18 protein-coding genes and 6 pseudogenes are annotated in these 25520 nt (G+C 74.9%); 13 read left to right on the plus strand and 11 right to left on the minus strand.

Annotated features, from left to right (window positions below):
* Positions 1–4: 4 nt before the first annotated feature.
* The 4 genes and pseudogenes from QQK45_RS00450 to QQK45_RS00470 form a co-directional block, all read right to left on the minus strand.
* Positions 5–1194: pseudogene (locus QQK45_RS00450) on the minus strand (DUF6716 putative glycosyltransferase).
* Positions 1195–1230: 36 nt separating this feature from the next.
* Positions 1231–2238 carry a hypothetical protein gene (locus tag QQK45_RS00460; protein ID WP_284291267.1) on the minus strand — a complete coding sequence of 336 codons (1008 nt, stop codon included), beginning with the start codon at positions 2236–2238 and terminating at the stop codon, positions 1231–1233.
* Between the two features lie 25 nt (positions 2239–2263).
* Positions 2264–3162 (minus strand): annotated as a pseudogene (locus QQK45_RS00465) (N-acetylneuraminate synthase family protein).
* The gene (locus QQK45_RS00470) at positions 3159–4376 is read right to left on the minus strand and encodes a cytidylyltransferase domain-containing protein (RefSeq protein WP_348525098.1); all 1218 of its coding nucleotides are present in this window, start codon (positions 4374–4376) and stop codon (positions 3159–3161) included. Before QQK45_RS00470 ends, QQK45_RS00465 begins: the two are co-directional and overlap by 4 nt.
* Positions 4377–4669: 293 nt before the next feature.
* Here QQK45_RS00470 and QQK45_RS00475 point away from each other — a divergent pair, with 293 nt between their 5' ends.
* The 7 genes and pseudogenes from QQK45_RS00475 (at position 4670) to QQK45_RS00505 (ending at position 12389) form a co-directional block, all read left to right on the plus strand.
* Entirely contained in the window at positions 4670–6433 is a 1764-nt protein-coding gene (locus tag QQK45_RS00475) for a DUF885 domain-containing protein (protein WP_431310205.1), read from the plus strand.
* A 5-nt stretch (positions 6434–6438) separates the two neighbouring features.
* Positions 6439–7134 (plus strand): Maf family protein, encoded by a 696-nt coding sequence (locus QQK45_RS00480; RefSeq protein ID WP_284291269.1) that lies wholly within the window; start codon positions 6439–6441, stop codon positions 7132–7134.
* A gap of 261 nt (positions 7135–7395) precedes the next feature.
* A pseudogene (locus QQK45_RS00485) lies at positions 7396–9176 on the plus strand (acetyl/propionyl/methylcrotonyl-CoA carboxylase subunit alpha).
* 42 nt (positions 9177–9218) lie between these two features.
* Entirely contained in the window at positions 9219–9590 is a 372-nt protein-coding gene (locus tag QQK45_RS00490) for a P-loop nucleotide/nucleoside kinase family protein (protein ID WP_284291271.1), read from the plus strand.
* 9 nt (positions 9591–9599) lie between these two features.
* A complete protein-coding gene (locus QQK45_RS00495) occupies positions 9600–10157 on the plus strand; it encodes an NUDIX domain-containing protein (RefSeq protein WP_348525099.1) in 558 nt (185 codons plus the stop codon).
* A 79-nt stretch (positions 10158–10236) separates the two neighbouring features.
* Positions 10237–11652: an MMPL family transporter gene (locus QQK45_RS00500; RefSeq protein ID WP_284291273.1), complete on the plus strand. Its 1416-nt coding sequence runs from the start codon at positions 10237–10239 to the stop codon at positions 11650–11652.
* Positions 11583–12389, plus strand: a complete 807-nt coding sequence (locus tag QQK45_RS00505; RefSeq protein ID WP_284291275.1) for an MMPL family transporter — start codon at positions 11583–11585, stop codon at positions 12387–12389. The genes QQK45_RS00500 and QQK45_RS00505 overlap by 70 nt, the downstream gene beginning before the upstream one ends.
* A gap of 9 nt (positions 12390–12398) precedes the next feature.
* On the opposite strand, the gene QQK45_RS00510 is transcribed toward QQK45_RS00505, so the two are convergent.
* Positions 12399–12890 carry a hypothetical protein gene (locus QQK45_RS00510; protein WP_284291277.1) on the minus strand — a complete coding sequence of 164 codons (492 nt, stop codon included), beginning with the start codon at positions 12888–12890 and terminating at the stop codon, positions 12399–12401.
* 100 nt (positions 12891–12990) lie between these two features.
* Here QQK45_RS00510 and QQK45_RS00515 point away from each other — a divergent pair, with 100 nt between their 5' ends.
* Entirely contained in the window at positions 12991–13635 is a 645-nt protein-coding gene (locus QQK45_RS00515) for an NAD(P)-dependent oxidoreductase (protein ID WP_284291279.1), read from the plus strand.
* A gap of 17 nt (positions 13636–13652) precedes the next feature.
* On the opposite strand, the gene QQK45_RS00520 is transcribed toward QQK45_RS00515, so the two are convergent.
* A complete protein-coding gene (locus tag QQK45_RS00520; RefSeq protein ID WP_284291281.1) occupies positions 13653–15107 on the minus strand; it encodes an NAD(P)H-quinone dehydrogenase in 1455 nt (484 codons plus the stop codon).
* A gap of 114 nt (positions 15108–15221) precedes the next feature.
* Between QQK45_RS00520 and QQK45_RS00525 the strand changes: the two genes are divergently transcribed.
* Positions 15222–16076, plus strand: a complete 855-nt coding sequence (locus tag QQK45_RS00525; protein ID WP_284291283.1) for an SDR family NAD(P)-dependent oxidoreductase — start codon at positions 15222–15224, stop codon at positions 16074–16076.
* Between the two features lie 76 nt (positions 16077–16152).
* Here QQK45_RS00525 and QQK45_RS00530 read toward each other — a convergent pair whose 3' ends face one another.
* The gene (locus tag QQK45_RS00530) at positions 16153–16917 is read right to left on the minus strand and encodes an SDR family NAD(P)-dependent oxidoreductase (protein WP_284291286.1); all 765 of its coding nucleotides are present in this window, start codon (positions 16915–16917) and stop codon (positions 16153–16155) included.
* A gap of 83 nt (positions 16918–17000) precedes the next feature.
* Between QQK45_RS00530 and QQK45_RS00535 the strand changes: the two genes are divergently transcribed.
* The 3 genes and pseudogenes from QQK45_RS00535 to QQK45_RS00545 all read left to right on the plus strand — a co-directional run bounded on the left by QQK45_RS00535 (position 17001) and on the right by QQK45_RS00545 (position 20456).
* Positions 17001–17648, plus strand: coding sequence for a TetR/AcrR family transcriptional regulator (locus tag QQK45_RS00535; protein WP_284291288.1), 648 nt, complete (start codon positions 17001–17003; stop codon positions 17646–17648).
* Between the two features lie 111 nt (positions 17649–17759).
* A pseudogene (locus QQK45_RS00540) lies at positions 17760–18535 on the plus strand (purine-nucleoside phosphorylase).
* Between the two features lie 25 nt (positions 18536–18560).
* Positions 18561–20456 (plus strand): phospho-sugar mutase, encoded by a 1896-nt coding sequence (locus QQK45_RS00545; protein ID WP_284291290.1) that lies wholly within the window; start codon positions 18561–18563, stop codon positions 20454–20456.
* 21 nt (positions 20457–20477) lie between these two features.
* On the opposite strand, the pseudogene QQK45_RS00550 reads toward QQK45_RS00545, so the two are convergent.
* Positions 20478–20854 (minus strand): annotated as a pseudogene (locus QQK45_RS00550) (DUF4352 domain-containing protein).
* A complete protein-coding gene (locus QQK45_RS00555) occupies positions 20767–21246 on the minus strand; it encodes a DUF2510 domain-containing protein (RefSeq protein WP_284291295.1) in 480 nt (159 codons plus the stop codon). The pseudogene QQK45_RS00550 and the gene QQK45_RS00555 overlap by 88 nt, the downstream one beginning before the upstream one ends.
* Positions 21247–21459: 213 nt before the next feature.
* Between QQK45_RS00555 and QQK45_RS21670 the strand changes: the two genes are divergently transcribed.
* Positions 21460–23469, plus strand: a complete 2010-nt coding sequence (locus QQK45_RS21670; RefSeq protein ID WP_348525100.1) for a response regulator — start codon at positions 21460–21462, stop codon at positions 23467–23469.
* 113 nt (positions 23470–23582) lie between these two features.
* On the opposite strand, the pseudogene deoC reads toward QQK45_RS21670, so the two are convergent.
* Positions 23583–24280, minus strand: a pseudogene (gene deoC, locus QQK45_RS00570) (deoxyribose-phosphate aldolase).
* On the minus strand, positions 24277–25485 hold the full coding sequence (locus tag QQK45_RS00575; RefSeq protein WP_284291297.1) for an adenosine deaminase: 1209 nt from the start codon (positions 25483–25485) through the stop codon (positions 24277–24279). The pseudogene deoC and the gene QQK45_RS00575 overlap by 4 nt, the downstream one beginning before the upstream one ends.
* Positions 25486–25520 lie beyond the last annotated feature (35 nt).

Consider the following 25520-nt stretch of genomic DNA (forward strand, 5'->3'; position numbering starts at 1 on the left):
ATGTCTAGCACCCGGCGTCAGCACCGACGAACGGATTGCGCGACCGGTGCGGGCGCGAGCAGCCGCGCGAGGGCGCGCAGGTCCGCCGGGCCTCGCAGCCCGGGGGCCCCGGGGCCCCGGCACCCGCGCCGTGGGTGGCGTCGAGCGCCGCGCGGAGCGCCGCCGGGAGCTCGGACGGGGTCGCGTGGAGCCCGTGGGCGTCGAGCCAGTCGCCGTCGGCGACCGGACCGCCCGCGGCCAGCACGGCGGGGAGGTCGGCGAGCCCGACGAGGAGCCCGCTCCCCCGGAACGCGGTGTTGATGAGCTCGTCGCGCACGCCGAAGTCGTCGACGAGCGCGACCGGGACCCCGGCCGCGAGCGCCTCGAGCGCGGCCGTCGAGCTCACCGTCACGAGCGCCGTGCCCGGTCCGAGCCAGGGCGCCAACGGCCCCGTCTCGAAGCGGAGCCCCGGGGCCCCGCCGGGCCGGGCTGCGGCGAGCTCGTCGAAGGGCCAGCGCTCGTCGTGGGTCTGCCGTTCGACGTCCCGGCCCCGGAGCTTCACGACGACCTCGTAGCCGGCCTCGGCGATCCCGACGAGGCCGTCGACCAGGCGCTCCCGGTCGGGGCGCGACGCCGGGACCAGGGCCTGCGGCGCGAAGACGACCCGGCGGACCGGGGGCCGTCCGCCGTCGGGCCCGTCCGTCCCGGCGACCTCCCCGGCGGCCGGCGGCGGCAGGAACGGCAGCCGGGACAGGACGACCTGCGTCCCCGGCGCAAGCCGCGCGGTGACGGGCTCGAACGCCTCGCGCTCCGCGCGCGAGTGGGCCACGAAAAGGTCGGCGCCGCGGCGCAGCGCGACCGCCTGGGACGACACCGGCAGCGCCCACCCCGGCAGCCCGACGACGGTCACCGGCCGCGGCCGGACCCGACCCGCGAGAGCGAGGACGACGCGCGCCGTCGGGCCGGTGCAGGCGACGAGGAGCACGTCCGGCGGGTCGCGCCGTAGCCGCCGGACGAGCCCCCGATGCGCTGGACGGCGGGCGGTGCCGGCGCGGTCTCCCCGACCGCGGCGGCGACCTGCGCGTCCGACGGGAGCACGGGCGACGCGACGAGCACGAGGCGGCCGGAGAATCCGTCGCCCAGCCCGTCGAGCGTCGCCGCCGCCCACTTGAGGTACGAGTCGGAGTCGGCGACGGCGAGGACGCGTGCGGTCATGCCGAGCCGCCCGTCACCCGGCGGCCCGGACGATGCTCACGAGGTGCTCGCGCAGGTCGTCGTCGACGCCGGGCGCCCACCAGCCGGCCTCGGGGACCGTCGCGTCGAGCCGCACCCCGGCGCGAGGGTCGCGGGCAGCAGCGCGATCGCCGACGTCGGCAGGGCCGCGACCCGCTGCGGCGGGCGCAGGCCGGCCAACCGCAGCTCGATCGGCAGTCCCGCCCGGTCGACGACGACACCCGGGATCGCGGCCACGTGGGCGAGCACCCCCGCGTGCTCACGCCGGTGCGGCAGGTACCGGACCCTGCCGTGCTGCGCCTGCGCCCGGACCCACGCGAGGTACGGCTCGCGACGCAGCAGCCCGTCGACGACGAGCGCCGACCCCACGACCACGACCGGCTCGCCGATCCGCCCTGCCACAGCGGGCGCGACCCGGACCGCCCACTGCAGACGGGCGCGCGCGATGCGGACGCCCGCACGCTCGAGGGCGTCGCGCACGTCGTGCGGCGGCTCGAACGCGGTCACGAGGCGCAGCCGCCCGAGCTCGGCCCGTCGCAGCAGGCCGTCGCGGGCGGCGAGCCCAAGCGCGTCGCGGCGGGGAGTCGGGGGCGTCCCGAGCCGGACCAGGGGCCGGCGGTCGGGCGACGCGAGCACGCGCGCGAGGTGCGCGGTCGCGAGGCCGTCGTCGACGACGACGACCCGGCAGGCCGCACCCGCCGCGCCCGTCCACCGGTCCCGAGCCGCGAGCAGCGCCTGCGCGCGGCCCGAGAACGCGTCGCCCAGGACGAGGGTCGTCGCACCGAGGCCGGCCGACGTCGACCGCACCCGGCCGCGGACCTCGAGGTCCACGGTCGGGGGCAGCGGCAACGTCCCGAACGCGCGGACCGCGTCCTCGAGCCCCGGCACGCCACGCCGGGCGTGCACGGCCACCGGGCCGCGCACGTGCCCGGCGTCGACCGCCTCGACGGTCATGAGGAGCTGGAGCGGGGACTCGGCGAGGGCGAGCGCGTGCCTCTCGGCCGCGCCCGGGTCGCGTGCGATCACCTCGGGAGCTCTCTCGGCCCGCGGGTCAGTCGGTCACGCGGCGCAGGCGCTGCATGGGCGCGACCTCGCCGGGCATGACGCGCTTGACCCCGTCGCCCATGGCCTGCTCGAGGATGCGGATGTCGCGCACGAGGTGCTGCAGGCCCTGCGGCTCGAGCGACGACGCGTGGTCCGAGCCCCACATGGTGCGGTCGAGCGTGATGTGCCGCTCGACCGCGACCGCGCCGAGCGCGACCGCGGCGATCGAGATCTGCAGGCCGCGCTCGTGGCCCGAGTACCCGATCGGCACGCCGTAGCGCGCGCGCAGGGTCTCGATGACCCGCAGGTTCGTCTCCTCGGGCGGCAGCGGGTACGTCGAGGTGGCGTGCAGGATGACGAGCTTGTCCGTGCCGAGGATCTCCACCGCCTCGTCGACCTGCTCGAGCGTCGACATGCCCGTCGACAGGATGATCGGCTTGCCCGTCTCGGCGAGCGCGCGGAGCAGCTCCTTGTCCGTCACGGACGCCGACGCGATCTTGTGCGTCACGACGCCCAGGTCCTCGAGGAACTCGACGCTCGGCACGTCCCACGGGGAGGCGAACCACTGCAGGCCGCGGTCGGCGGCGTGCTGGGCGATCTTCTCGTACGAGCCGCGGTCGAGCTCGACGCGGTGCTTGTACTCGAGGTACGTCATCTCGCCCCAGGGCGTCTGGCGCATGACGTCCCGCTGCTCCGGGGGCACCGCGAGCTCGGGGTCCGCTTCTGGAACTTCACGGCCTGGACACCCGCCTCGGCGGCGACGTCGATGAGCCGGCGCGCGATGTCGGGGTCGCCGTTGTGGTTGATCCCGATCTCGCCGATGACGTAGACGGGTCGGCCGTCGCCGACGACGAGGTCGCCGATCTCGACGGCGGGGGCGGTGCTCTCGGTCACCTGCGCGTTCATGGTGTTCCTTCCGGTGGTGGAGCGGGTCGTGCGGGTGGAGACGAGGTGCGACGCGGTGTGCGTCGGCTCAAGGGGGACACGGGTTTGCGCGTCACGCGGGTGGCGGCGGGCGCGTCGTTCTCGCCCAGGCCCGGCTCGCCGCGGGCCGCGAGCACGAGCTCGGCGAGCTCGCGGACGGCGCCGTGGCCGCCGGGGCGCGCCAGGACCCGCCGGGCGACGGACCGGACCTCGTCGCGCGCGTCGGCGACGGCGAGCGGCCAGCCGACGAGCCGCAGGGCGGGCAGGTCGTTGACGTCGTTGCCGAGGTAGGCGACGCGCGCGGGGTCGAGCCGGTTGACCGACAGCCACTCGCGCAGCGCGGCCTCCTTGTCGTCGACGCCGTGCAGCACGTCGACGCCGAGCTTGCGGGCGCGCGCCGCGACGACGCCGTCCCGCTCGGTCGACAGGACGAGCACGGGGACGCCGGCGGTCCGCAGGGCCGCGACGCCGAGGCCGTCACCGCGGTGCACGGCCACGTGCTCGGTGCCGTCCGCGGTGATCCAGGCCCGGTCGTCGGTGTGCACGCCGTCGAAGTCCGTGACGATCGCGTCGACGTCCACGGGCTCGTCCCACGACGGCGTCGGCAGGACGCCCGCGAGGCGGCGCGCGAGCCACAGCTCGTGGGCGTCGTCGATCTCGATCGCGGTCCGCGGGTCGACGAGGTGCAGACCGATCTCGCCGAAGAACCGGCGCCCGGTCGCCCGCAGGCCCGACGTGCGCATGGCGTAGAAGGCGCCCGTCTCGCGGTAGTGCGGGTCGCGGTCCTGGCGGCGCGGGCGGTGCAGGACGCTGTGCCCGACGGCGCGCACGGCGTCGTCGTCGGTGCGCCACCAGAACTCGTGGGTCGCCGCCACCGAGAGCACCACGTCGGGGCCGGAGCCGTCCTCGATCCGGGCAAGGACGCGGCGCACGGCCACGTCGACGTCGTCGGGGTCGATGAACGGCGACGTGCACTGGACGAGCACGGTCACGACAGGGTCGGGCCACCCGATCACGTCGAGCGCGTGCAGGACGGCGGCCTCGGAGCTCGCGGTGCTGCCGGCGATGGCGGCCGGGCGCTGCACGACGCGCGCGCCGGCGGCCGTGGCGACCGCGGCGATCTCGTCGTCGTCGGTCGAGACGACCACGAGGTCGACGGACGGCGCGGCCAGGGCGGCGCGGACGGCGCGCTCCACGAGGGGGACGCCCCGACCTGCTCGAGGTTCTTGCGCGGCACCCCGACGGAGCCGCCGCGCGCGGGCACGACGGCCACGACGCGATGAGCGCTGTCGGGCGCGGCGACGGATGCAGCGGGCTGTTCGATGGTGCTGGTCACGGCCGTGACGCTAGGGAGACGGGGTGTCGCGACCGTGGCCCGGGCGTGACCGCGACACGAACGTCTCCGTCCGGGAGGTGAACGGACGGTGCCGCGGCCGCCCTCCCGCTCGCCCGCGGCCGGCGTGTGCGTACCACCCGGTAGCCTGCTCGGGTGACCACAGCGACGACGCCCGGCACCGCGGGCGACCCCTCATCCACGCCCGCAGCGACGCGCGAGCCGACCGCGATCGACGCGGTCGCGAACGCCTACGTGCAGACCATGGCGCGGCTCCAGCCCCTCTTCGCGACCGAGGTGGGCATCAAGGGCCACGACCACGAGCTGCCCGACCTGTCCCCCGCCGGACACGCCGCGCGCGCCGACGCGACGCGGGCCGCGCTGCGGGACGTCGAGGCGGCTGCTGCCGCCGCGCCGCTCGACGACGTCGACCGGGTCACCGTCGCCGCGATGCGCGAGCGCCTCGGCCTCGACCTCGAGAAGCACGAGGCCGGCGACGACCTCTCCGACCTCAACGTCATCGCATCCCCGCTGCAGGCGCTCCGCGACATCCTCGACCTCATGCCCACCGCGACGACGGAGGACTGGGAGAACGTCGGCGCCCGCCTGAACGGGCTGCCGGGGGCGATGGCCGGGTACGTCGAGACGCTGCGGGCCGGGATCGCTGCCGGCAACGTCCCCGCTGTCCGCCAGGTCCGCGAGGGCATCGACCAGGCCCGCGAGCTCGCGGGCGACGAGTCCTTCTTCACGGCGCTCGTGCACGGCAAGGAGGCCGACGCCGTCCTCGACGAGTCGGCCGCGTGCTCGCTCGTGCGCCGCGACCTCGAGCTCGGTGCCACCGCCGCCCGTGAGGCGTACGCGACGCTCGCCGACTTCCTCGAGTCGGAGCTCGCGCTCGTCGCCCGCGCGGAGGACGCCGTCGGGCGCGAGCGGTACGCGCGCGACTCCCGCTACTTCCTCGGTGCTGCCGTCGACCTCGAGGAGACGTACCGGTGGGGCCTCGAGGAGCTCGCGCGGGTCGTCGCCGAGCAGGAGGCTGTGGCCCGCGAGATCGCCGGCCCGGGCGCGACCGTCGCCGACGCCGTCGAGACGCTCGACGCCGACCCCGCCCGGATCGTCCGCGGCACCGACGCGCTGCGCGCCTGGATGCAGGAGACCTCGGACGCCGCTGTCGAGGCCCTCAACGGCACCCAGTTCGACATCCCCGAGGCGCTGCGCACGCTCGAGTGCCGCATCGCCCCGACCCAGACGGGCGGCATCTACTACACGCCGCCGTCGGACGACCTGTCCCGGCCGGGCCGCATGTGGTGGTCCGTGCCCCCGGGCGTGACCGAGTTCGGGACCTGGCGCGAGAAGACGACCGTCTACCACGAGGGCGTCCCCGGCCACCACCTCCAGTTCGGGCAGGCAGCCGCGCAGCGCGGCGTCCTCAACGACTGGCGTCGCCTCGGCTGCTGGGTCTCGGGCCACGGCGAGGGCTGGGCCCTGTACGCGGAGCGGCTCATGGAGCACCTCGGCTACCTCGACGACCCGGGCGACCGCCTCGGCATGCTCGACGGCCAGCGCATGCGCGCCGCGCGCGTCGTGTTCGACCTCGGGGTGCACCTCGGGCTGCCCGCGCCGGCCGAGTGGGGCGGCGGCACCTGGGACGCCGACAAGGCGTGGACGTTCCTCAAGAGCAACGTCAACATGCCCGAGGGCTTCATCCGGTTCGAGTACAACCGGTACCTGGGCTGGCCCGGGCAGGCGCCGTCGTACAAGATCGGGCAGCGCCTGTGGGAGGAGGCCCGCGACGCGTCCAAGGCCGGGGCCGAGGCGCGGGGCGAGGACTTCGACCTCAAGACGTTCCACTCCCGCGCCCTCGCGCTCGGCAGCGTGCCGCTCAGCGTCCTCACCGACGAGCTCGCCCGGCAGGCCTGAGGCCCGTGAGCACGCTGAGCCTCCTGCTCGCGTCCGCGTCGCCCGCCCGCCTCACCACGCTGCGGGCCGCGGGCGTCGAGCCCGAGGTGCTCGTGTCGGGCGTCGACGAGCCCGCCGTGCTCGACGCCGCCCGCGCGGACGGGCCGCTCTCCCCCGCCGACGCCGTCCTCGTCCTCGCGCGCGCCAAGGCGAGGGACGTCGTCGGGCGGGTGCGGGGCGGTGGCAAGGACCCGGCGCCCGACCTCGTCCTCGGTTGCGACTCGATGCTCGAGCTCGACGGCGAGGTGCTCGGCAAGCCCGCGTCGCCGGGCGAGGCGCGTGACCGCTGGCGCGCGATGCGCGGCCGGACCGGCGTCCTGCACACCGGGCACTGGCTGGTCGACCTGCGCGACGACGGCGACCGGGCCCGGGACCTGGCGGCACCCGGGCCAGTACCCGGCGACCGGCCGCACGAGCTGGGCGAGACGAGCTCGACGTCCGTGACGTTCGCGGACGTGACGGACGCGGAGATCGACGCGTACGTGGCGACGGGCGAGCCCCTGCACGTCGCCGGGGCGTTCACGATCGACGGGCTCGGCGGGGCGTTCGTCGAGCGGGTCGACGGCGACCACCACGGCGTCGTCGGGCTGAGCCTGCCCACGCTGCGCCGGCTCCTGCTCGCGCGCGGCGTCGTGTGGACGGACCTCTGGAGCGCGTCCTGACCGTCGACGAGATGCTCGTGCTGATCCGGCTCGCGGCGGGCTGAACAGGGGCGTCCATTGTCGGGCCACCACAACGCACGCGACCCTCGACGCCCTCTGCGCGGCCCGCGTTCGTGGGAGCCTACAAAGCACGTCGGGCGCCCTTGGAACCTTCGCCAATCTTGCCCGGCGGTGCCCGCACAGCCCCGATCCGCCGTCGGGCGCGCGTTACGGTAAGCCGTGCCCACTCCGCCTGACGTGTCCGCCGCCGCCACCCGTGCCGTGACGAAGGTCCTCATCGCGAACCGCGGCGAGATCGCCGTCCGTGTGGCGCGGGCCTGCACCGACGCCGGGATCGCGTCCGTCGCCGTCTACGCCGACCAGGACCGCGACGCGCCGCACGTCCACCTCGCGACCGAGGCGTACGCCCTCGGCGGTGCCCGCGCCCAGGAGACGTACCTCGACCAGGCGAAGCTGCTCGACGTCGCGCGCCGTGCCGGCGCCGACGCCGTGCACCCCGGCTACGGCTTCCTGTCGGAGAACGCCGAGTTCGCGCAGGCCGTGATCGACGCCGGACTCGTCTGGGTGGGCCCGCCGCCCGCCGCGATCGCGTCGCTCGGCGACAAGGTCAGCGCCCGCCACATCGCGCAGCGCGCCGGCGCACCCTCGTCCCCGGGACGTCCGACCCGGTCGAGAGCGCCGCGGAGGTCCGCGCCTTCGCCGCCGAGCACGGGCTCCCCATCGCCATCAAGGCCGCGTTCGGCGGCGGCGGGCGCGGCCTCAAGGTCGCCCGCACCGAGGACGAGATCGACGAGCTGTACGACTCCGCGGTCCGCGAGGCCACCGCAGCGTTCGGTCGCGGCGAGTGCTTCGTCGAGCGCTACCTCGACCGTCCGCGGCACGTCGAGACCCAGTGCCTCGCCGACGAGCACGGGACCGTCGTCGTCGTGTCGACGCGCGACTGCTCGCTGCAGCGCCGCCACCAGAAGCTCGTCGAGGAGGCGCCCGCGCCGTACCTCACGCCGGAGCAGGAGGCCGAGCTGGACCGCGCGTCCAAGGCGATCCTGTCCGAGGCCGGCTACGTCGGCGCGGGCACGTGCGAGTTCCTCGTGGGCCTCGACGGCACGCTGTCGTTCCTCGAGGTCAACACGCGCCTCCAGGTCGAGCACCCGGTCTCCGAAGAGGTCACGGGCATCGACCTCGTGCGCGAGCAGCTCCGGATCGCCGCGGGCGAGCCCCTCGGCTACGACCGGACCGAGCCGCGGGGCCACTCGATCGAGTTCCGCATCAACGGCGAGGACCCGGCCGCGAACTTCCTGCCCGCCCCCGGCAAGGTCACGAAGCTGCGCTTCCCGAGCGGGCCGGGCGTGCGCGTCGACTCGGGCGTCGTCGAGGGCGACACCGTCTCGGGCGCGTTCGACTCGATGATCGCGAAGCTCATCGTCACCGGCGCGACCCGCCGCCAGGCCGTCGAGCGGGCCCGACGCGCGCTCGCCGAGCTCGAGGTCGAGGGCATCCCGACGGTCGTGCCGTTCCACCGGGCGGTGCTCGAGGCGCCGGAGTTCGTCCCGGCGAACGACGACGAGCCGTTCACCGTGCACACGCGCTGGATCGAGACCGGCTTCGCCGACCGCCTCGCTTCGCTCGCGCCCGCCACGCCGGCCGCGCCCGCCGAGCAGGAGGAGAACGAGCCGCTCACCGAGCGCGTCGTCGTCGAGGTCGCGGGCAAGCGCCTCGAGGTCGTCATCCCGGCCGGCCTCGGCATGGTCGGGTCGCGCGCCCGGACCGCGAACGCCGCCCGCCGTCCCGCGCGCCGGAACGGCGCCAAGGCCGGCCCCGCGGCCAGCAGCACGTCGCTCACGTCGCCCATGCAGGGCACCATCGTCAAGGTCGCCGTCGAGGACGGCGCCGTCGTCGAGGCCGGCGACCTCGTCGTCGTGCTCGAGGCCATGAAGATGGAGCAGCCGCTCGTCGCGCACCGCTCGGGCACCGTCCGGTCGCTCAGCGCCACGGTCGGCGCGGGCGTCAGCTCCGGCACGGTCATCTGCGAGATCGTCGACTGACGACGACCCAGGGCGGGTGACGGCGACCGGCGGGCCACGGCGATGAGCGCGAGAGCCTCGGAGTCGGCCCTGCTCGTGGCGCTTGCCGGGCTCCCGGGCAGCGGCAAGAGCGCCGCCGCCCCGGCCCGCGACCAGTGGCGCGCGCTCGCCGCCCGCACGGGGGCGCGGCTGCGGTTCGTCGAGGTCGTCTGCCCTGACCCCGCCCTGCACCGGGCACGCCTCGAGGGACGACGTCGCGACCTGCCCGGCTTCCCCGAGCCCACCTGGGCGGACGTCGTCCGGCTCGAGGGCGAGGTCGCGCCGTGGACGGACCCCCGCCTCGAGCTCGACAGCAGGCGCCCGCTCGACGACCTGGTCGCCGTGGTGCTCGCCGACCTCGCCGCCCCGCCCCACGAGGAGCCGCCCGGCCCCTAGGGTGGGAACGTGCCCGACGACACCCGATCTCCCGACGCACCGCCCCGCCACCTCCTCCACCGCCAGCCGGGTGACGGCTGGGTCACGTGCGGCGACCATCGCCACTGGGGGCTCCACGGCGCCGGCGGGCTGTTCCTCGCCCGCGGCGAGCGCGGCACGCCCGTGACGCACGTCGCGCTCCAGCACCGCGCCGTCTGGTCCGACCAGGGCGGCACCTGGGGCATCCCGGGCGGCGCCGTCGCGACCGGGGAGACCGCGGTCGACGGCGGTCTGCGCGAGGCCCAGGAGGAGGCCGGGATCGGCCCCGGGGACGTCGACGTCGTCGGGACGCACGTCCTCGACCACGGCCCCTGGTCCTACACCACGGTCGTCGGACGCGAACGCGCCGGGGCGCACGTCGACCCGCGCGCGACCGACCCGGAGGGGATCGAGGTGCGCTGGGTCGCGCTCGCCGAGCTGGACGCGCTCCCCTGCTCCCCGCCTTCGCCGACGCGCTCCCCGCCCTGGTGCGGATCGCCGACGGCGAGGCCTGAGCCCGCGCTGGAAGCTCCCGACGTCGTCGTCTAGTGTTCGACGGGTCAACAGCTTGCCGGTCGACAACGACGTCGCGGACCACAAGCCCGGTGCCCACGATCGGAGCATCCCTGTGTTCGCAGCCCTCGGCCGCCTCGTCGTGCGTCGACCCTGGTGGGTGATCGGCGTCTGGCTCGTGGCGGCCGTCGCGATCGTCGGCCTCGCCCCGAAGCTCACGGCCACGACCGACGAGGCCAGCTTCCTGCCCAGCCACTACGAGTCGATCCAGGCACAGGAAATCCAGCAGGCGGCGTTCCCGCAGGCGCAGACCCCGGCCGCGATCATCGTGTTCGCACGGGAGGACGGCGGCAAGCTCACCGACGCCGACCAGGCCAAGGTCGCGTCGATCGTCGACGACCTCCAGGCCGCGAAGATCGACGACGTCACGACGATCGCCGTCACGCCCGTCTCGGGGAACGGCCTCGTCCAGATCGCCCCCGTCGTCATGCCGGACGTCACCAGCCCCTCCGACACGTCCCAGACCGACGCGGTCAAGGCCCTGCGCGACGCCCTCGCCCCGCAGGTCGAGGGCACCGACCTGCGCGCCGGCATCACCGGCAGCGCGGCCCAGCAGCTGGACTCGCAGGCGTCCGGCGACCGCGCGTCGGCGATCATCGGCATCGCCACGATCCTGCTGATCCTCGTCCTGCTGCTCGTGATCTTCCGCAGCCCGATCATCGCGCTCCTGCCGATCGTGGTGATCGGCGCCGTCTCCCAGATCGCCACCGGCCTGATCGGCTGGGCGGCCGAGGCGTTCGACCTCAAGATCGACAGCTCGGTCACCGCCCTGCTCATCGTCGTGCTGTTCGGCGTCGGCACCGACTACATCCTGTTCCTCATGTTCCGGTACCGGGAGAGGCTCCGGGCCGGCGACGACCCGAAGACCGCGATGATCTCCGCCGTGGCGCGCGTCGGCGAGGCGATCACGTCAGCCGCAGGAGCCGTCATCGTGGCGTTCCTCGTCCTGACCCTGTCGACGCTCGGGCTGTTCAAGTCGCTCGGCCCGGCGCTCGCCATCGCCGTCGCGGTCACGCTGTTGGCGGGTCTCACGCTCGTCCCGGCGGTCGTGTCGCTGCTGGGCACGAAGGTGTTCTGGCCGTCGAAGGCGTGGAAGACCGAGCCCACGGGCGCCCGGTTCGCGGCGATCGGCGACGCGATGGGCCGTCGACCGGGGCGGTTCGCGCTCGCGTCCGGCGGCGTCATGGTGGTGCTCGCCCTCTTCGCCTTCGGCTTCTCCTCGAACTTCGACCTGAGCGCGGGCTCGACGGCGTCGAACGCCGAGTCGACCGTGTACCAGGACGTGCTGCTCACGAGCCTGCCCGCGGGCTCGACCGAGCCGTCGAGCGTGTTCCTGCGCTCGGACGACGGCGCCCCCTGGACACGGCCGAGGTCTCCGCGTTCGGCGACGCGCTCGCGCAGGTGCCCGGGGTCGGTGAGGTCGCCCAGCCCCAGCTCTCGGCCGACAAGTCGGTGGCGGACTTCTCGGTGACGCTCAAGGACGACCCCTCGTCCCACGCCGCGATCCAGACCGTGAAGGGGCCGCTGCGCGACACCGCCCACGACGCCGCGCCGGCGGGGACCTCCGCGGTCGTGGGCGGGATCACGTCGGTCTTCGTCGATATCCAGGCCGCGGTCAACCACGACTACACGGTGGTGTTCCCCGTCGCCGCGCTCATCATCATGCTCATCCTGGGCCTGATGCTGCGCAGCGTCGTGGCGCCGTGGTACCTCATCGCGTCGGTCGGGCTCGGCTTCGCCGCGACGCTCGGCGCGACGGTGCTGGTCTTCCAGGTGTTCGGCTCCGAGCCCGGCCTGATCTTCATCCTGCCGGTCATCATGTACCTCTTCGTCGTCGCGCTCGGGACCGACTACAACATCCTCATGGTCGCCCGACTACGCGAGGAGGCACGCGAGGGCAGGTCGCCACGCGACGCGGCCGCGATGGCGGTGCGGCACGCCGGCCCGACGGTCGCCGCGGCCGGCGTCATCCTCGCGGGCACCTTCGGCTCCCTCATGCTCGCGGGGAACGCGACCCTCACGCAGATGGGCTTCGCGATCTCGTTCGGCATCGCGATCGCCGCGTTCGTCATGGCGCTGTTCTTCACGCCGTCCGTGACGGCCCTCATCGGCCACGCCGCCTGGTGGCCCGGCCACGGCGACCGGCGGGCCGCGGCCCCGGAGCCCACCGTCGACGCGGGCGACGGGGCGTCTGCGGCGCCGCACTGAGCCCGCGCGTCAGGCGATCCGGAAGGACGGATCGACCTCTCCGTCGACGACGATCCGCCCGCCCGCGAACGTCAGCCCGGTGACGTGCAGCCCCGGCGCCCGCTGGGCGAGCACCTCGGCGACCTGGACCCGGACGAGCGGGTCGCCGTCGCCCGTGACGATGGTGACGGCGTCGGCCGGGAGGCCCTGCTTGACGAGCGCGCCGCGCAGCGGGCCCTCGACGAACCCGAGGAGCCGCTGCACGGGCAGCCCCGCGGCCGTCGCGGTCGCCCGGAGCTCGAGGACGCCCGAGCCGTAGGACTCGTACCGGAGCGCCGCGCGGACCGTCGGGGTGAGGGCGACCGCGAAGCGCAGCGCCGCAGGCGGGTGCGGGACCTGGCGGAGGTCGATCGTCGCGTACACCGTGTCATCCTCGCAGGTGAGCGAGGTGAGCACGGGCGGCAGGGGCTCGCCGTGGAGGGCGAGGATCCGGGCCTCGTCGAACGTCAGGTCGATGCGCATGGTGACCATCCTCACCCGACACCGACCCGTTCGCAGGAATGATCGCCCGCGGCACGCGCTGTCTTTCGTGGCAGGGATCTTCACGACGGAAGGACTTCACGTGCGCATCAGCGTCCTCGGCGGGACCGGGTACGCAGGCGGCCACATCGCGAGCGAGGCGGCGAGCCGCGGGCACGAGGTCGTCTCGTACTCGCGTTCCGTGCCCGACGACGGGCACGACGGGGTCCGCTACGAGACCGCCGACGCCCGGGACGCGGACCACCGGACGCGCATCCTCGACGGCGCGGACGTCGTCGTCGTCGCGCTCTCGCCCCGCGGGGACATGTTCGACGCGCTGCGCGGCGCGACCGCCGACCTGGCCGACGACGCGCGTGCCGCGGGCGTGCGGTTCGGCGTGATCGGCGGTGCGGGCTCGTTCCTCGTCGAGGCGGACGGCCCGGCGTTCGTCGACACCGGCGCGTTCCAGCCCGAGGAGGCCAAGCCGGAGGCCAGGATCCTCGGCGGCGTGCTCGACGACCTGCGCGCCGCGGACGACGACCTCGACTGGTTCTTCGTCAGCCCGGCACCCGTCTTCGGCTCCTACGCGCCCGGCGAGCGCCGCGGCACGTACCGGCTGGGCCGCGACGTGATCGTCGCCGACGAGGACGGCGTGTCCGCGATCTCGGGCGCGGACCTCGCCATCGCCGTCGTCGACGAGCTCGAGCAGCCGGCGCACCGCCGCGTGCGGTTCACGGTCGCCTACTGAGCCCCGGGCTCTTCCGGTCAGTCGACGGGGTGGTGGAGCATGCGCGCCACCTCGGCGATCGACCCGGACAGCGACGGGTAGACGGTGAACGCCTCGGCGACGTCGTCGACGGTGAGCCGGTGCGAGACGGCGAGCGTGATCGGGAAGATCAGCTCGCTGGCGCGCGGCGAGACCACGACACCGCCGAGCACGACCGCCGCCTCGGGGTGCGCGAAGAGCTTCACGAAGCCGTCGCGCATCCCGAGCATCTTGGCGCGCGGGTTGCGGGACAGCGGCAGCGTCGTCGTGACGTACTTGGACCCCGCGGCCTGGAGCGCGGCCTCGGACTTGCCGACGGTCGCGATCTCGGGCGACGTGAAGATGTTCGCGGCAACGTCGGGCACCCGGATGGGCTTCACCGCGTCACCCAGGACGTGCTGCATGGCGATGCGCCCCTGCATGGCCGCCACCGACGCGAGCGGGAGGACGCCCGTGCAGTCGCCGGCCGCGTACACGCCGCGCGCCGTCGTCCGCGACACCTTGTCGACCACGACGTGGCCCGACGGCGTCAGCGTGACCCCGGCCTCCTCGAGCCCGATGCCGCGCGTGGCCGGGATGGCCCCGACCGCGACGAGGACGTGCGAGCCCTCGACGACGCGCCCGTCCGCGAGGCTCACGGCCACGCCGTCGGCGGTCCGCTCGGCCCCGGCCGCGCGCGAGCGTGACAGGACGGTCATGCCGCGCGAGCGGAACACGCCCTCGAGGAGCTCGGCGGCGTCCGCGTCCTCGCCGGGCAGCACGCGGTCGCGGCTGGAGACGAGCGTGACGTCGACCCCCAGCGCGTTGTAGGCGCCCGCGAACTCGGCGCCCGTGACGCCCGACCCGACGACGATCAGCTTCTCCGGCAGCTCCTGGAGCCCGTAGAGCTGGGTCCAGGTGAGGATCCGCTCGCCGTCGGCGGGCGAACCGGGCAGCTCGCGCGGCGTCGCACCGACGGACACGAGCACGGCGTCGGCCTCGAGGACGACCTCGGGCTCCCCGCCCCGCGGCCGGACGACGACGCGGCGGGGCCCGTCGAGGCGGCCCTCGCCGAGCAGCGTGACGACGCCCTCGCGGTCGAGCCGGGCCCGGATGTCGGCGGACTGCGCGGCCGCGAGCGCCATGACGCGCTGGTTCACGGCGGCGAGGTCGACGCTGATGCCGGGCGCCGTGCTCTCCCCGGGCTCGGACCCGGCGGCCGGCACCCCGAAGCGGATCCCGAGGCCCGCGGCCCGCTCGGTCGACGTCATCCACTCGGCGGCCGCGATGAGCGTCTTGGACGGGACGACGTCGGTGAGGACCGCGGACCCGCCGAGCCCCTGCCGTTCGACGACGGTCACCTCGGCCCCGAGCCGGCGGGCCACGAGGGCGGCCTCGTAGCCGCCCGGCCCGCCGCCGAGGATGACGATGCGCGTCGCCTGCAGGTCAGGTCCCTGGGAAGTCACGGTGACCATTCTGCCCGGGACGGCGGACCGCTTCGGTCCAGGCGGTCCGCTCGGCGGGCGAGCAGAACCACGGTCGCTCGTGTGAGAGTCGAGGAGCAGGGAGGTCCGGGGAGAGGACGCATGATGAGCGACAGTCGGGTGGCCGTGGTGACGGGAGCGGCACGAGGGATCGGGCGTGCGACGGCTGTCGCGTTCGCGCGGGCAGGCTACCGGGTCGCCGGCGCCGACATCGCAGGGCTCGCGAGCGCTGCGATGGACTACGCGCCCGCCACCCGTGAGGACCTCGACCGCACGGGTGAGCTCGTCGACGAGGCCTGCGGACAGTGGCTGCCGGTCGTCTTCGACCAACGGGACAAGGCGGCCGTGCGCGACGGCTTCGCACGGGTTGTCGAACGCTTCGGCGGCGTGGACGTGGTCTTCGCGAACGCGGGCGTGCAAGGGTTCGCTCCGCTGCTGGAGATGAGCGACGGGCTCTGGCACGACCAGATCGACATCAATCTGACCGGCACGGCGAACGTGCTGCGCGTCGCCGCGCCCCTGCTGGTCGAACGCGGTGGCGGGCGCGTCATCATCACCTCCTCCACCCAGGGCCAGCACGGCACCCTCGACGGGAGCGGCTACTCCGCCTCGAAGTGGGGCCTGATCGGGCTGATGAAGTCCGCCGCCCTCGAGCTCGGCCGGTACGGCATCACCGTCAACGCGCTGATCCCCGGCCTGATCGACACGGCGCTGACCCGGCACGAGGACCGCTACGCCCAGATCATCCGCACCGGCGGCAACGACCCCACCGGTGACGGTGCCGAGGACGAGCGGACGGCGGCCGACGCCCAGCGCAAGAAGCTCCCGCTCGGCGTCCCGTGGATCGAGCCCGAGGACGTCGCACCCCTCGTGGTGTTCCTCGCCTCCGAGGAAGCCCGGATGGTCAGCGGGACGAGCTTCGCCGCCACCGGCGGCGACAGCGCCAACGTCACGGCGTGACCGACGCCGGTCGGCCCACGGACGGCACGTGCCCCGCCGACGCGGTGCCGACGGGGCACGGGCAGCGCACGCGACCTCAGACCGCGGACCACCCGTTGTCGACGGGCAGGATCACGCCGTTGACGTTGCTCGCGGCGTCGGACGCGAGGAACACGATCGCGGCGGCCTGCTCCTCGGCTGCGGCGGGCTGCCCGACGTTGCCCATGTACCGACCCATGACGGCGGGTCCGCCGGCGGTGGGGTCGGCGTCGACCTGGATGTTCGTCGCGGTGCCTCCGGGGGCGATCGCGTTGGTGCGCACGCCCTGGTCGCGGTACATGACGGCGAGGGACTTGGTCAGCCCGGCGACGCCGTGCTTGGAGACCGTGTAGGCCGTCCCGGCGGCGGACCCGCGCAGCGACGCCTCGGAGGCGGTGTTGACGATCGCGCCCTTGCCGGTCGCGAGCAGGTGCGGCAGGGCGGCCCGCGTGAGGAGGAACGGCGCGTAGAGGTTCACGCGCAGCACGCGGTCCCACTCCTCGTCGCTGGTGTCCGCGGCGGCCGACATGCGGTCCATGATCCCGGCGTTGTTGACGAGCACGTCGAGGCTGCCGAACGTGTCGACGGCGGTCGCGACGACCTGGTCGACGACGGCCTGGTCCGCGAGGTCCCCGGTCACGGCGACGGCTTGGCCGCCCGCGGCCTCGATCTCCTCGACGACGGCGGCCGCCCGGTCGGCGGCGATGTCGGCGACGACGACCTTGGCGCCCTCGGCGGTGAACGCGAGGGCGGTCGCGCGGCCGATGCCGGAGCCGGCGCCCGTGACGACGACGGTCTTGCCTGCGAGTCCTGTGCTGCTCATGGTGAGTCCTTCCACGTTAGTGTCACGCAGTGCCACTATTCTAGATCAGGGAGGATGGCGAGCGACACCCAGCTGGAGGCCCTGTGAGCACCCCGACACCCGGCCGCCCCGGACGGCCCCGCCGTACCGCCGCCGAGCTCGCGGCCGAGCGCCGCCGCGTCGCGCACGAGGCGCTGCGCCTCTTCGCGCTGCACGGCGTCGCGGCCACGTCCGCCGACGACGTCGCCCGCGCCGCCGGGGTGTCCCTGCGGACGTTCTGGCGCCTGTTTCCCCGCAAGGAGGACGCGGTCCGGCCGCTTCTCGAGGACGGCGTCGCGACCGTCGCGGCGAACGTCCGCGCCCGCGGTGTTGCCGGGTTCCGCGCCGACGGGAGCCCCGTGCCGGACGAGCCCTTGTCGTCCGCCGAGCCCGTCCGCACGCTGGTCCGCCTCACCCGGAACGAGCCCGCGATCCGGGCCGCCTGGCTCGACGTCTACGACAGCGCCGAGGCCGTGTTCGCCGACGCCCTCGCGGTGAGCCGCGGCGAGACCGAGCCGGGCCTGGGCACCCGGACGACGGCCGCCGTCGTCAACGCGGCGCTCCGCGTGGCGGTCGAGGAGTGGGCGTGGCGCGACAGCCCCGCGGACGCGCTCGCCCGGCTCACGGACGAGGCGCTCCGCCAGGCCGCGGACGCGCTCGACGGACGCGCCGACGGCCCCACCAGGACGGCGGAGGCATCGCGCGCCGACTAGCCTCGGTGCCATGGCTCTCACCTCCCCTCCTCCGTCGCCGCCACCCCGGGCGACCGTCTCGACGACCCCGCGACCGACCCCTTCGACGTCGCGCGCGAGGCGGCCGCGTTCATCGCCGAGCGGACCGGCGTCGAGCGGCACGACGTCGCGCTCGTCCTCGGCTCGGGCTGGGGCGGCGCCGCCGACCTGCTCGGCGAGACCGTCGCCGAGATCCCGTCCGAGGAGATCCCCGGCTTCTCCACGCCCGCGGTCGCGGGCCACCGCGCCACGACGCGCTCGATCCGGATCGAGGGGTCCACGCACGACGACGGCACGCCCAAGCACGCGCTCGTCCTCGGCTCGCGCACCCACCTGTACGAGGGCCGGGGGTCCGCCGCGTCGTCCACGGCGTCCGGACGGCCGCCGCGACCGGGGCGGGCGTCGTCGTGCTCACCAACGGGTGCGGCGGGCTGAACCTCGACTGGGCCGCGGGCACGCCCGTGCTGATCTCGGACCACATCAACCTCACGGCCACGAGCCCGCTCGAGGGCGCGACGTTCGTCGACCTGACCGACCTGTACTCGTCGCGCCTGCGCGACCTCGCGCGCACGGTCGACGCCTCCCTGCCCGAGGGCGTCTACGCCCAGTTCCGCGGACCGCACTACGAGACGCCCGCCGAGGTCCGCATGGCGGGGCGGATGGGCGCCGACCTCGTCGGCATGTCGACGACCCTCGAGGCCATCGCCGCGCGCCACGCCGGTCTCGAGGTGCTCGGGGTCTCGCTCGTCACGAACCTGGCCGCCGGGATCAGCCCCGAGCCGCTGTCGCACGCCGAGGTGCTCGAGGCGGGCGCCGCCGCGGGGCCGCGGATCTCCGCCCTGCTGGCGTCCGTGGTCGCCCTGGTCTGAAGCCACCGGTCCGAAGGAGCACGTCATGAGCAACCCCACCGACCCGGCGACCGGGCCGCACCTCAGCGAGCGGGCGCACGCGCGCGCCGACGACGTCCACGCGGCGGACGACGACCGGTTCACCGAGCCCGGCGCCGTCGCCGAGCCGCACGCCCCGCTCGACGGCCTGCTGGTCGAGCGCGTCGAGGCATGGATCGCCGACGACGTCGACGACGTCGACCGCGACGAGCTCCGCGGCCTCCTCGAGCTGGCCCGGAGCACCCCCGACGACCTGCGTGCCACGGTCCGGGCGAACACGGCGCGCGCCGAGCTCGTCGACCGCTTCGCCGCGACGCTCCAGTTCGGCACCGCGGGGCTGCGCGGCGAGATGGCGGCCGGCCCGAACCGGATGAACCGGGCCGTCGTGCGACGCGCCGCGGCCGGGCTCGGCGGCTACCTCAGCCAGGTCCTGCCCGCGGAGGCCGCGCGCGTCGTCGTCGGGTACGACGCGCGGCACCGCTCGCGGGACTTCGCGATCGACACCGCGGGCGTCCTCACCGCTGCGGGGCACGACGCCCTCGTCCTCCCGGGGCCGCTGCCGACGCCCGTGCTCGCGTTCGCGGTCCGCCACCTACGCGCCGACGCCGGCGTCATGGTCACCGCGAGCCACAACCCGCCCGCCGACAACGGCTACAAGGTGTACCTGGGCGGCCGCGTCGTCGAGGGCTCGGGCCAGGGCGCGCAGATCGTGCCGCCGTTCGACGCCGAGATCGCCGCACAGATCGCGGCCATCGGCCCCGTCAGCGAGATCCCCGTCGCGACGGACGGGTGGACGACGCTCGGCGACGACCTCCTGCGCGCCTACCTCGACGCCGTCCACCGGCTGTGGGACGGCAGCGACGACCGCACGCTGCGGATCGCGACCACGCCTCTGCACGGCGTCGGCGGCCCCGTCCTCGCCCGGGTCCTCGCGGAGGCGCACTTCCCGGACGTCGCGGTCGTCGACGAGCAGGCCGCGGCCGACCCGGACTTCCCGACCGTCGACTTCCCGAATCCCGAGGAGAAGGGCGCCATCGACCTCGCGCTCGCGCTCGCGCAGGACTGGGGCGCCGACCTCGTGATCGCCAACGACCCCGACGCCGACCGGTGCGCCGTCGCCGTCTACGACCCGCGGGGCGGTTCGTACCGTGGCAAGGAGACCGCCCAGGCGCAGGGCTGGCGCATGCTCCACGGCGACGAGGTGGGAGCGCTGCTGGGCGAGGAGGCGGCGCGGCGCGCCGAGGGCACGGGCGGCGTGCTCGCGAGCTCCGTCGTCTCGTCGAGGCTGCTCGGCCGGGTCGCGGCCGCGCACGGTCTGCGGCACGCGACGACGCTCACGGGGTTCAAGTGGATCGCCCGCACGGAGGACCTCGTCTTCGGGTACGAGGAAGCGCTGGGCTACTGCGTCGACCCGGAGTCCGTCCGCGACAAGGACGGCCTGAGCGCCGCGCTCGTGATCGCGCAGCTCGCCCAGCGGCTCAAGGCCGAGGGATCGAGCCTCGTCGCCGAGCTCGACGCGATCGCCCGCCGCTACGGCCTCTACCTCACCGACCAGGTCTCGGCCCGGTTCGAGGACCTCAGCGAGATCGACGACACCATGGTCCGCCTGCGCGAGACGCCGCCCGCGACCGTCGCCGGCGCGGCCGTGACGTCGACGGCGGACCTCGCCGACGGGTACGAGGGGCTGCCCCCGACCGACGGCGTGCTGTGGCTCTGCGCCGACTCGACGCGCGTGATCGTGCGCCCGTCGGGCACCGAGCCGAAGGTCAAGGCGTACCTCGAGGTCGTCGTGCCCGTCGGCGAGGACGACGACGACGAGCAGGTCGCGCGCGCCCGCTGGGTCGCGCGGCAGCGGCTCGACGACGTCGCGAAGGACGTGCGCGCCGCGCTCGGCCTCTCCTGAGCCCGAGCGCGGCGACGCCCGCTACTTCAGGGAGACCTTCACGCCGCCCGAGAACGCGGAGTCGTGCAGCTCGAGCCTCGCGTCCTTCGGCACGTCGAACACCACGATCCCCTTGACCGTGTTGCCGGGGTTGATGTCGTGAGGAACGCGTTCGAGTCGTCGAGGTAGATCCCGGCCTCGCTGTCGGCGTCGAACTTCCGGCCGTCGGTGTCACGGAGCGTCTGGTTGCCGTCGTAGAACGTCTGCGCCTCCTTGCCGATGTTCTTCACCGTCATGTGCACGAGGACGAACTGGCCCTGCGCCTTCTCGTTCAGGTACTCGTCGCCGACCTTCGCGACGCCCTTCTCGACCTTGGTGACGGTGAACTCGAACTTCCCGTCGCGGACCGCGTCGCCCACGCCCGGCGTCTTCGCCTCCTTGGCGGGCTTCTCCGGAGCGGGCTTCTCTGCAGCGGGCTTGTCGTTCGTGGTAGCCGTCTGCCGGGTGCCTGACGACGGGGCACCGGCGTCCGGCGCGTCACCCGAGCCTCCCCGTTCGACACGACCGCGATGACGACGACGAGCGCGACGGCCGCGCCGAGGCCCGTCAGGACCTTGTGGCGCGCGAACCAGGAGCGCTTGCGCGGGGCCGTCGACGGCACGAGCGGCGGCCCCGCGGGGGTCGCGGTCGAACCGGGCACCGCCGGGACCTGGTACTGCTCGGTCCAGGTGGTGCCGTCGTACCAGCGGAGCTGGCCCGTGCCGGCGGGGTCGGGGTACCAGCCGGCCTGCGGCGTGGGGTTCTCGGTCATCTCGGTTTCCTCCTCTCACGACCACCGCGCGAGGGGTGGTCCGATGCTGCGGCCGGGACGGGCCGCGTCGACCGCTCCAGGCTGTCGTCCGGCTCCCCTGGTCCACGTCGCCCGGACCGCACGACCTCGCGCGACGAAAGTCGTACGCGCCCGCCGCGCGCCCGCTCCGGACGGGTGACGCCGTCGACGGCGGCGGACCCTAGGCTGACCGGCGTGACCGTTCCTCCGCCCGCCCCGGCCGGCGGCCCGCCGCCCGGCCCCGGGCCGGCGTGGCCCGCCAAGCCCACCGCTGCGCGACGGCGCGGCCACGCCTGGTCGGTCGTGCTCACCGTGCTGCTCGTGACCGTCACGGCGTTCTTCGGCCTCGTCTTCTCCGTCGTCTGGTACGACGACGGCGACAGCGGCCTCGAGCTGTTGCTCAGCGTGGTGTCCGCGGGCTACGCGCTCGGGCTGGGCGCCGTCGTCGCGTTCCGTGCCCGCTACCCGGTCGCGCTGACGCTCCTCGGTGGGTTCGGCGCGCTCGTCCTCCCGGTCGGCCCGGTGGCCGCGCTCGTCGGGCTGACCTCGGTGATCGCGACCCGCGACCGGCGCACCGCCTGGTGGCTCGGGGCGCTGACCGCCGTCGCGACGGCCGTGAGCCTCGTCCGCGACGCGGTGCGATCGCCCGACGACGCCGTCTTCGCCAGCGTGCCCGAGGGCGGCACCGTCCCCGTCCAGGCGTCCGTGTGGGGCTATGTCGCCCTCGGGGGCGTGGGGTTCGTCGTCGCGGTCAGCATCGGGCTCGTCCGCCGCAGCCAGGGCGACGCCGCACGCGCCGCGCGCGAGACGCAGGCGCAGGTGCAGGTCACGGAGGGCTTGCGCACCCAGGTCGCACGGCAGGACGAGCGCGAGCTCATCGCGCGCGAGGTCCACGACGCCCTCGCGCACCGGCTGTCGCTCGTGTCGCTGCACTCGGGCGCGCTCGAGGTGTCGGTCCCCGCGGACCAGCCGGAGCTCCAGCAGGCCGCCCAGGTGGTCCGGGAGAACGCGCACCGGTCGCTCGAGGACCTGCGCGACCTCGTCGCCCTGCTCCGCGACCCGGACGGCCTGACCGCCGCGACCCCGCCGGGCGGATCGGCGGTCGCCGTGGGGCTCGCGACGATCCACGAGCTCGTCGACGCGACGCGGTCGTCCGGCGTGCCCCTCGTGGCCACGGTCGTGCTCGAGGACCCGTCCGCCGCGTCCCCGCAGCTCGGCCGCGCCGCCTACCGCATCGTCCAGGAGGCGCTCACCAACGCGCGCAAGCACGCGCCCGGTCTCGCGGTCGACCTCGACGTGCGCGCGTCGGCGGCCACCGGGGTGAGCATCCGGGTCGTGAACCCGCTGCCGCCGACCGCGGCGGTACCGCCCGGGTCGCGGACCGGGCGCGCGGGCATGCTCGCGCGGGCCACCCAGCTCGGCGGTCGCGCCCACGCCGGGCCCCGCACCGGCCCCCGGGGACCCGAGTTCATCGTCGAGGCCTGGCTGCCGTGGATCGCGGACGGGAGCCCGCGCCCTGACCTGCGGCGCGACGTCGGTGGTCGCCCCTGCGATGGCGGCGTGACCCGCGTCCTCCTCGTCGACGACGATCCGCTCGTCCGCACCGGGCTCCGCATGATCCTGCAGAGCGACCCTGAGATCGAGGTCGTCGCGGAGGCGTCCGACGGCTCCGAGGCCGTGCCCGCCGTCCAGGCTCACCGCCCCGACGTCGTCCTCATGGACCTGCGCATGGCGCGGCTCGACGGGATCGCCGCGACCGCAGCCGTGCGGGCGCTGCCCGACCCGCCGGCCGTCGTCGTGCTCACGAGCTTCGACGCGGACGAGAACGTGCTGCGCGCGCTCGAGGCCGGCGCCAGCGGCTTCCTGCTCAAGGACGCCGCCCCGCGGGAGATCGTCGACGGCGTCCGCGCGGTCGCAGATGGCGACGCGGTCCTCGCACCGCGGGTCGCCCGGTTCGTCGTCGCGCACGTGGCGACGTCGCGCGTCGGCGAGGAGACCGTCGCCGCCCGGCACGCGCTGGCGCAGCTGACCGACCGCGAGCGCGACATCGCCGGCCTGGTCGCCGAGGGGCTCAGCAACGCCGACATCGCGCAGCGGGTCTACGTGAGCGAGGCGACCGTGAAGACGCACCTCGGCCGCGTCATGACGAAGCTCGGGCTCGCCAACCGCGTGCAGGTCGCCCTGCTCGTCGAGCGCGCGCGCTGACCAGCAGGACGACCTGTCGCGACGGCACGCCGAGCAAGCGGAAACCCGCTCGAGCAAGCGTCCTTCGGCTGCTTGCTCGAGCGGGTTCGTGCTTGCTCGGTGGTGGGCCGTCGTCAGGCGAGGGCGTCGAGCTCCGCGAGCACCGCGGCGCCGCTGGACATCCCCAGGCGGGTCGCGCCGTGGTCGATCATCGTCAGCGCGTCGGCGAGCGTCCGGATCCCCCGGACGCCTTGACGCCGAGGCGCCCGCCGACGGTCTCGGACATGATCGACACGGCCCGCGCCGACGCACCGCCGGAGGGGTGGAAGCCCGTCGACGTCTTGACGAAGTCCGCTCCCGCAGCCTCCGAGGCGCGGCACGCCTCGACGATCTCGTGATCCGTGAGCGCCGCGGACTCGATGATGACCTTGAGCACCCGCCCCTGCGGGACGGCCGCCCGGACCGCCGCGATGTCGAGCTGCACGTACTCCCACGCGCCCGCCTTCGCGGCGCCCACGTCGATCACCATGTCGACCTCGTCGGCACCGTCCGCCACGGACCGCGCGGCCTCGGCGGCCTTGATCCCGCTGTGGTGCTTGCCCGACGGGAAGCCGGACACCGTCGCGACCTTGAGCGCGGTGCCCTCGGACCCGGCGTCGGGCACCGTCAGCGGGAGGAACGACGGCGAGACGCACACCGCGTACACGCCGAGCGCGGCGCCCTCGGCGACGAGCGCCTCGACGTCGGCGCGCGTGGCCTCGGGCTTGAGGAGCGTGTGGTCGATGAACTGCGCCAGGCCCGCCCGGTCGAGCCCACCCGTCGTCGTGCTCATACCTGCGCTCCTTCGATCTCCGCGTACTTCGGTGCGATGAGGTCCTCGACGAGACGGCGGCGCTCGTCGTGGTGGACGAACGCGTTCCAGGCCGCGGTGACGGTGACCTCGTACAGGTCGTCGAGCGTCCAGCCGGCCTCGGCGACGAGGAGCGTCATCTCGCGCGTCATCGACGTCCCCGACTGCAGCCGGTTGTCCGTGTTGACCGTCACGGCGAACTCGAGCTCGAGCAGACGGGTGATGGGGTGCTCCGCGATCGACGCCGCGGCGCCCGTCTGGAGGTTCGACGTCGGGCACAGCTCGAGCGGGACCTGGCGGTCCCGCACCCACGTCGCGACCCGACCGAGCGTCGCGAGGGGCTCGGCGTCCTCGTCGCGGTCGCCGCTCGGGTCGAACGCGATGTCCTCGACGATCCGCACCCCGTGCCCGACGCGCGCCGCGCGCCCCAGGTGCACGGCCTGCGAGATCGAGTCGACGCCGTCGGCCTCGCCCGCGTGGATCGTGACGGGGAACCCGGCGTCGTCCAGGGTGGCCCAGATCGCCGGGTACCGGTCGGGCGGGAAGCCCAGCTCGGCGCCCGCGATGTCGAACCCGACGACGGCGCCCGGCGAGTCCGCGAGCGCCCCCTCGACGCGGTTGGCGAGGGCGAGGTCGGCGATCTCCTCCCAGCGGTCGGCGTGGCGCATGGCCGTCACGAGCTGCCCGACCCAGATGGTGCGGCCGTCCTTCGCGGCCTCGGCGACGCCCTCCGCCAGGCCCTCGCGGACGGCGTCGACGGTCTCCTGGAGCGTGAGCCCGCCCGCCAGGTGCTGCTCGGGCGCCCACCGCTGCTCGGCGTACACGACGCCGTCGGCCGCGAGGTCGAGCACGGACTCGCGCGCGACCCGGCGCAGGTGGTCGGCCGTCTGCATGACGGCGATCGTGTGGTCGAACGTCTCGAGGTAGCGGGGCAGGTCACCGGACGTCGCCGCCTCGACGAACCAGGTCCCCAGCGCGTCGGGGTCCGTCGTCGGGAGCTCGTGGCCGGCCTCGGCCGCCAGCTCGACGATCGTGGCGGGCCGCAGGCCGCCGTCGAGGTGGTCGTGCAGGACGACCTTCGGGAGCTGCGCGATCTGCTCGCGCAGCGTCGAGGGCAGGTGCGACACGCGGGCGTCGTCGCCGTCACCCGGCGTGCTCGTGGCCGCCGGGGAGGTGGGGGATGTCATGGCTCCCACGGTAGCGGAGCGGTGTCGTCCGCGTC

It is taken from the genome of Luteimicrobium album (genome assembly GCF_030161555.1).
Lineage (GTDB): Bacteria > Actinomycetota > Actinomycetes > Actinomycetales > Cellulomonadaceae > Luteimicrobium > Luteimicrobium album.

Bases quoted from the DNA above. Each gene is read 5' to 3' on its own strand.
- QQK45_RS00525 (WP_284291283.1), top strand. From the start codon at position 15,222: ATGAGCGACAGTCGGGTGGCCGTGGTGACGGGAGCGGCACGAGGGATC.
- QQK45_RS00510 (WP_284291277.1), bottom strand. From the start codon at position 12,890: ATGCGCATCGACCTGACGTTCGACGAGGCCCGGATCCTCGCCCTCCAC.
- QQK45_RS00520 (WP_284291281.1), bottom strand. From the start codon at position 15,107: ATGGTCACCGTGACTTCCCAGGGACCTGACCTGCAGGCGACGCGCATC.
- QQK45_RS00545 (WP_284291290.1), top strand. From the start codon at position 18,561: ATGAGCAACCCCACCGACCCGGCGACCGGGCCGCACCTCAGCGAGCGG.
- QQK45_RS00530 (WP_284291286.1), bottom strand. From the start codon at position 16,917: ATGAGCAGCACAGGACTCGCAGGCAAGACCGTCGTCGTCACGGGCGCC.
- QQK45_RS00575 (WP_284291297.1), bottom strand. From the start codon at position 25,485: ATGACATCCCCCACCTCCCCGGCGGCCACGAGCACGCCGGGTGACGGC.
- QQK45_RS00555 (WP_284291295.1), bottom strand. From the start codon at position 21,246: ATGACCGAGAACCCCACGCCGCAGGCCGGCTGGTACCCCGACCCCGCC.
- QQK45_RS00490 (WP_284291271.1), top strand. From the start codon at position 9,219: ATGAGCGCGAGAGCCTCGGAGTCGGCCCTGCTCGTGGCGCTTGCCGGG.